Raw genomic sequence first — 5,513 nt, 5'->3', positions numbered from 1 at the left:
GTCGTATGGTTCTTGCTGCCGAGGGTCGCAAGGCTAATGATTCACACGCCGACTGCTATCAGTATTTTTGTGTGCCTGAGTATGGTACAGCTAATGGCCGTCTTCATTTCCATGCGGTGCACTTTATGCGGACACTTCCTACAGGTAGCGTTGACCCTAATTTTGGTCGTCGGGTACGCAATCGCCGCCAGTTAAATAGCTTGCAAAATACGTGGCCTTATGGTTACAGTATGCCCATCGCAGTTCGCTACACGCAGGACGCTTTTTCACGTTCTGGTTGGTTGTGGCCTGTTGATGCTAAAGGTGAGCCGCTTAAAGCTACCAGTTATATGGCTGTTGGTTTCTATGTGGCTAAATACGTTAACAAAAAGTCAGATATGGACCTTGCTGCTAAAGGTCTAGGAGCTAAAGAATGGAACAACTCACTAAAAACCAAGCTGTCGCTACTTCCCAAGAAGCTGTTCAGAATCAGAATGAGCCGCAACTTCGGGATGAAAATGCTCACAATGACAAATCTGTCCACGGAGTGCTTAATCCAACTTACCAAGCTGGGTTACGACGCGACGCCGTTCAACCAGATATTGAAGCAGAACGCAAAAAGAGAGATGAGATTGAGGCTGGGAAAAGTTACTGTAGCCGACGTTTTGGCGGCGCAACCTGTGACGACAAATCTGCTCAAATTTATGCGCGCTTCGATAAAAATGATTGGCGTATCCAACCTGCAGAGTTTTATCGCTTCCATGACGCAGAAGTTAACACTTTCGGATATTTCTGATGAGTCGAAAAATTATCTTGATAAAGCAGGAATTACTACTGCTTGTTTACGAATTAAATCGAAGTGGACTGCTGGCGGAAAATGAGAAAATTCGACCTATCCTTGCGCAGCTCGAGAAGCTCTTACTTTGCGACCTTTCGCCATCAACTAACGATTCTGTCAAAAACTGACGCGTTGGATGAGGAGAAGTGGCTTAATATGCTTGGCACGTTCGTCAAGGACTGGTTTAGATATGAGTCACATTTTGTTCATGGTAGAGATTCTCTTGTTGACATTTTAAAAGAGCGTGGATTACTATCTGAGTCCGATGCTGTTCAACCACTAATAGGTAAGAAATCATGAGTCAAGTTACTGAACAATCCGTACGTTTCCAGACCGCTTTGGCCTCTATTAAGCTCATTCAGGCTTCTGCCGTTTTGGATTTAACCGAAGATGATTTCGATTTTCTGACGAGTAACAAAGTTTGGATTGCTACTGACCGCTCTCGTGCTCGTCGCTGCGTTGAGGCTTGCGTTTATGGTACGCTGGACTTTGTAGGATACCCTCGCTTTCCTGCTCCTGTTGAGTTTATTGCTGCCGTCATTGCTTATTATGTTCATCCCGTCAACATTCAAACGGCCTGTCTCATCATGGAAGGCGCTGAATTTACGGAAAACATTATTAATGGCGTCGAGCGTCCGGTTAAAGCCGCTGAATTGTTCGCGTTTACCTTGCGTGTACGCGCAGGAAACACTGACGTTCTTACTGACGCAGAAGAAAACGTGCGTCAAAAATTACGTGCAGAAGGAGTGATGTAATGTCTAAAGGTAAAAAACGTTCTGGCGCTCGCCCTGGTCGTCCGCAGCCGTTGCGAGGTACTAAAGGCAAGCGTAAAGGCGCTCGTCTTTGGTATGTAGGTGGTCAACAATTTTAATTGCAGGGGCTTCGGCCCCTTACTTGAGGATAAATTATGTCTAATATTCAAACTGGCGCCGAGCGTATGCCGCATGACCTTTCCCATCTTGGCTTCCTTGCTGGTCAGATTGGTCGTCTTATTACCATTTCAACTACTCCGGTTATCGCTGGCGACTCCTTCGAGATGGACGCCGTTGGCGCTCTCCGTCTTTCTCCATTGCGTCGTGGCCTTGCTATTGACTCTACTGTAGACATTTTTACTTTTTATGTCCCTCATCGTCACGTTTATGGTGAACAGTGGATTAAGTTCATGAAGGATGGTGTTAATGCCACTCCTCTCCCGACTGTTAACACTACTGGTTATATTGACCATGCCGCTTTTCTTGGCACGATTAACCCTGATACCAATAAAATCCCTAAGCATTTGTTTCAGGGTTATTTGAATATCTATAACAACTATTTTAAAGCGCCGTGGATGCCTGACCGTACCGAGGCTAACCCTAATGAGCTTAATCAAGATGATGCTCGTTATGGTTTCCGTTGCTGCCATCTCAAAAACATTTGGACTGCTCCGCTTCCTCCTGAGACTGAGCTTTCTCGCCAAATGACGACTTCTACCACATCTATTGACATTATGGGTCTGCAAGCTGCTTATGCTAATTTGCATACTGACCAAGAACGTGATTACTTCATGCAGCGTTACCATGATGTTATTTCTTCATTTGGAGGTAAAACCTCTTATGACGCTGACAACCGTCCTTTACTTGTCATGCGCTCTAATCTCTGGGCATCTGGCTATGATGTTGATGGAACTGACCAAACGTCGTTAGGCCAGTTTTCTGGTCGTGTTCAACAGACCTATAAACATTCTGTGCCGCGTTTCTTTGTTCCTGAGCATGGCACTATGTTTACTCTTGCGCTTGTTCGTTTTCCGCCTACTGCGACTAAAGAGATTCAGTACCTTAACGCTAAAGGTGCTTTGACTTATACCGATATTGCTGGCGACCCTGTTTTGTATGGCAACTTGCCGCCGCGTGAAATTTCTATGAAGGATGTTTTCCGTTCTGGTGATTCGTCTAAGAAGTTTAAGATTGCTGAGGGTCAGTGGTATCGTTATGCGCCTTCGTATGTTTCTCCTGCTTATCACCTTCTTGAAGGCTTCCCATTCATTCAGGAACCGCCTTCTGGTGATTTGCAAGAACGCGTACTTATTCGCCACCATGATTATGACCAGTGTTTCCAGTCCGTTCAGTTGTTGCAGTGGAATAGTCAGGTTAAATTTAATGTGACCGTTTATCGCAATCTGCCGACCACTCGCGATTCAATCATGACTTCGTGATAAAAGATTGAGTGTGAGGTTATAACGCCGAAGCGGTAAAAATTTTAATTTTTGCCGCTGAGGGGTTGACCAAGCGAAGCGCGGTAGGTTTTCTGCTTAGGAGTTTAATCATGTTTCAGACTTTTATTTCTCGCCATAATTCAAACTTTTTTTCTGATAAGCTGGTTCTCACTTCTGTTACTCCAGCTTCTTCGGCACCTGTTTTACAGACACCTAAAGCTACATCGTCAACGTTATATTTTGATAGTTTGACGGTTAATGCTGGTAATGGTGGTTTTCTTCATTGCATTCAGATGGATACATCTGTCAACGCCGCTAATCAGGTTGTTTCTGTTGGTGCTGATATTGCTTTTGATGCCGACCCTAAATTTTTTGCCTGTTTGGTTCGCTTTGAGTCTTCTTCGGTTCCGACTACCCTCCCGACTGCCTATGATGTTTATCCTTTGGATGGTCGCCATGATGGTGGTTATTATACCGTCAAGGACTGTGTGACTATTGACGTCCTTCCCCGTACGCCGGGCAATAATGTTTATGTTGGTTTCATGGTTTGGTCTAACTTTACCGCTACTAAATGCCGCGGATTGGTTTCGCTGAATCAGGTTATTAAAGAGATTATTTGTCTCCAGCCACTTAAGTGAGGTGATTTATGTTTGGTGCTATTGCTGGCGGTATTGCTTCTGCTCTTGCTGGTGGCGCCATGTCTAAATTGTTTGGAGGCGGTCAAAAAGCCGCCTCCGGTGGCATTCAAGGTGATGTGCTTGCTACCGATAACAATACTGTAGGCATGGGTGATGCTGGTATTAAATCTGCCATTCAAGGCTCTAATGTTCCTAACCCTGATGAGGCCGTCCCTAGTTTTGTTTCTGGTGCTATGGCTAAAGCTGGTAAAGGACTTCTTGAAGGTACGTTGCAGGCTGGCACTTCTGCCGTTTCTGATAAGTTGCTTGATTTGGTTGGACTTGGTGGCAAGTCTGCCGCTGATAAAGGAAAGGATACTCGTGATTATCTTGCTGCTGCATTTCCTGAGCTTAATGCTTGGGAGCGTGCTGGTGCTGATGCTTCCTCTGCTGGTATGGTTGACGCCGGATTTGAGAATCAAAAAGAGCTTACTAAAATGCAACTGGACAATCAGAAAGAGATTGCCGAGATGCAAAATGAGACTCAAAAAGAGATTGCTGGCATTCAGTCGGCGACTTCACGCCAGAATACGAAAGACCAGGTATATGCACAAAATGAGATGCTTGCTTATCAACAGAAGGAGTCTACTGCTCGCGTTGCGTCTATTATGGAAAACACCAATCTTTCCAAGCAACAGCAGGTTTCCGAGATTATGCGCCAAATGCTTACTCAAGCTCAAACGGCTGGTCAGTATTTTACCAATGACCAAATCAAAGAAATGACTCGCAAGGTTAGTGCTGAGGTTGACTTAGTTCATCAGCAAACGCAGAATCAGCGGTATGGCTCTTCTCATATTGGCGCTACTGCAAAGGATATTTCTAATGTCGTCACTGATGCTGCTTCTGGTGTGGTTGATATTTTTCATGGTATTGATAAAGCTGTTGCCGATACTTGGAACAATTTCTGGAAAGACGGTAAAGCTGATGGTATTGGCTCTAATTTGTCTAGGAAATAACCGTCAGGATTGACACCCTCCCAATTGTATGTTTTCATGCCTCCAAATCTTGGAGGCTTTTTTATGGTTCGTTCTTATTACCCTTCTGAATGTCACGCTGATTATTTTGACTTTGAGCGTATCGAGGCTCTTAAACCTGCTATTGAGGCTTGTGGCATTTCTACTCTTTCTCAATCCCCAATGCTTGGCTTCCATAAGCAGATGGATAACCGCATCAAGCTCTTGGAAGAGATTCTGTCTTTTCGTATGCAGGGCGTTGAGTTCGATAATGGTGATATGTATGTTGACGGCCATAAGGCTGCTTCTGACGTTCGTGATGAGTTTGTATCTGTTACTGAGAAGTTAATGGATGAATTGGCACAATGCTACAATGTGCTCCCCCAACTTGATATTAATAACACTATAGACCACCGCCCCGAAGGGGACGAAAAATGGTTTTTAGAGAACGAGAAGACGGTTACGCAGTTTTGCCGCAAGCTGGCTGCTGAACGCCCTCTTAAGGATATTCGCGATGAGTATAATTACCCCAAAAAGAAAGGTATTAAGGATGAGTGTTCAAGATTGCTGGAGGCCTCCACTATGAAATCGCGTAGAGGCTTTGCTATTCAGCGTTTGATGAATGCAATGCGACAGGCTCATGCTGATGGTTGGTTTATCGTTTTTGACACTCTCACGTTGGCTGACGACCGATTAGAGGCGTTTTATGATAATCCCAATGCTTTGCGTGACTATTTTCGTGATATTGGTCGTATGGTTCTTGCTGCCGAGGGTCGCAAGGCTAATGATTCACACGCCGACTGCTATCAGTATTTTTGTGTGCCTGAGTATGGTACAGCTAATGGCCGTCTTCATTTCCATGCGGTGCACTTTAT

9 protein-coding genes are annotated in these 5,513 nt (G+C 44.8%); all 9 read left to right on the top strand.

Annotated features, from left to right (window positions below):
- On the top strand, positions 1–860 hold an 860-nt coding region (locus PMAL9190_RS20595; protein WP_087846950.1), incomplete at its 5' end, for a replication endonuclease.
- Positions 793–945 (top strand): hypothetical protein, encoded by a 153-nt coding sequence (locus tag PMAL9190_RS20590; protein WP_435988044.1) that lies wholly within the window; start codon positions 793–795, stop codon positions 943–945. The genes PMAL9190_RS20595 and PMAL9190_RS20590, both read left to right, overlap by 68 nt.
- Positions 878–1,117, top strand: coding sequence for a phage DNA packaging protein C (locus tag PMAL9190_RS20585; RefSeq protein WP_016670801.1), 240 nt, complete (start codon positions 878–880; stop codon positions 1,115–1,117). The genes PMAL9190_RS20590 and PMAL9190_RS20585 overlap by 68 nt, the downstream gene beginning before the upstream one ends.
- Positions 1,114–1,572: a scaffolding protein D gene (locus PMAL9190_RS20580; RefSeq protein WP_000084700.1), complete on the top strand. Its 459-nt coding sequence runs from the start codon at positions 1,114–1,116 to the stop codon at positions 1,570–1,572. The genes PMAL9190_RS20585 and PMAL9190_RS20580 overlap by 4 nt, the downstream gene beginning before the upstream one ends.
- Positions 1,572–1,688, top strand: a complete 117-nt coding sequence (locus PMAL9190_RS20575; RefSeq protein WP_000033471.1) for a phage DNA packaging protein J — start codon at positions 1,572–1,574, stop codon at positions 1,686–1,688. The genes PMAL9190_RS20580 and PMAL9190_RS20575 overlap by 1 nt, the downstream gene beginning before the upstream one ends.
- A 36-nt stretch (positions 1,689–1,724) precedes the next feature.
- Positions 1,725–3,008 carry a major capsid protein gene (locus PMAL9190_RS20570; RefSeq protein WP_000065572.1) on the top strand — a complete coding sequence of 428 codons (1,284 nt, stop codon included), beginning with the start codon at positions 1,725–1,727 and terminating at the stop codon, positions 3,006–3,008.
- A 110-nt stretch (positions 3,009–3,118) separates the two neighbouring features.
- Positions 3,119–3,646, top strand: a complete 528-nt coding sequence (locus PMAL9190_RS20565; RefSeq protein WP_000487867.1) for a hypothetical protein — start codon at positions 3,119–3,121, stop codon at positions 3,644–3,646.
- An 8-nt stretch (positions 3,647–3,654) separates the two neighbouring features.
- Positions 3,655–4,641 carry a Minor spike protein gene (locus PMAL9190_RS20560; RefSeq protein ID WP_000466547.1) on the top strand — a complete coding sequence of 329 codons (987 nt, stop codon included), beginning with the start codon at positions 3,655–3,657 and terminating at the stop codon, positions 4,639–4,641.
- A gap of 63 nt (positions 4,642–4,704) precedes the next feature.
- The coding region (locus tag PMAL9190_RS20555; RefSeq protein ID WP_200813449.1) for a replication endonuclease at positions 4,705–5,513 on the top strand (809 nt) is incomplete at its 3' end.

It is taken from the genome of Photobacterium malacitanum (assembly GCF_900185615.1).
Taxonomy (GTDB): domain Bacteria; phylum Pseudomonadota; class Gammaproteobacteria; order Enterobacterales; family Vibrionaceae; genus Photobacterium; species Photobacterium malacitanum.
The sequence above is the reverse complement of the archived record's forward strand: the minus strand, read 5'-3'. Positions and strand labels throughout refer to the sequence as shown.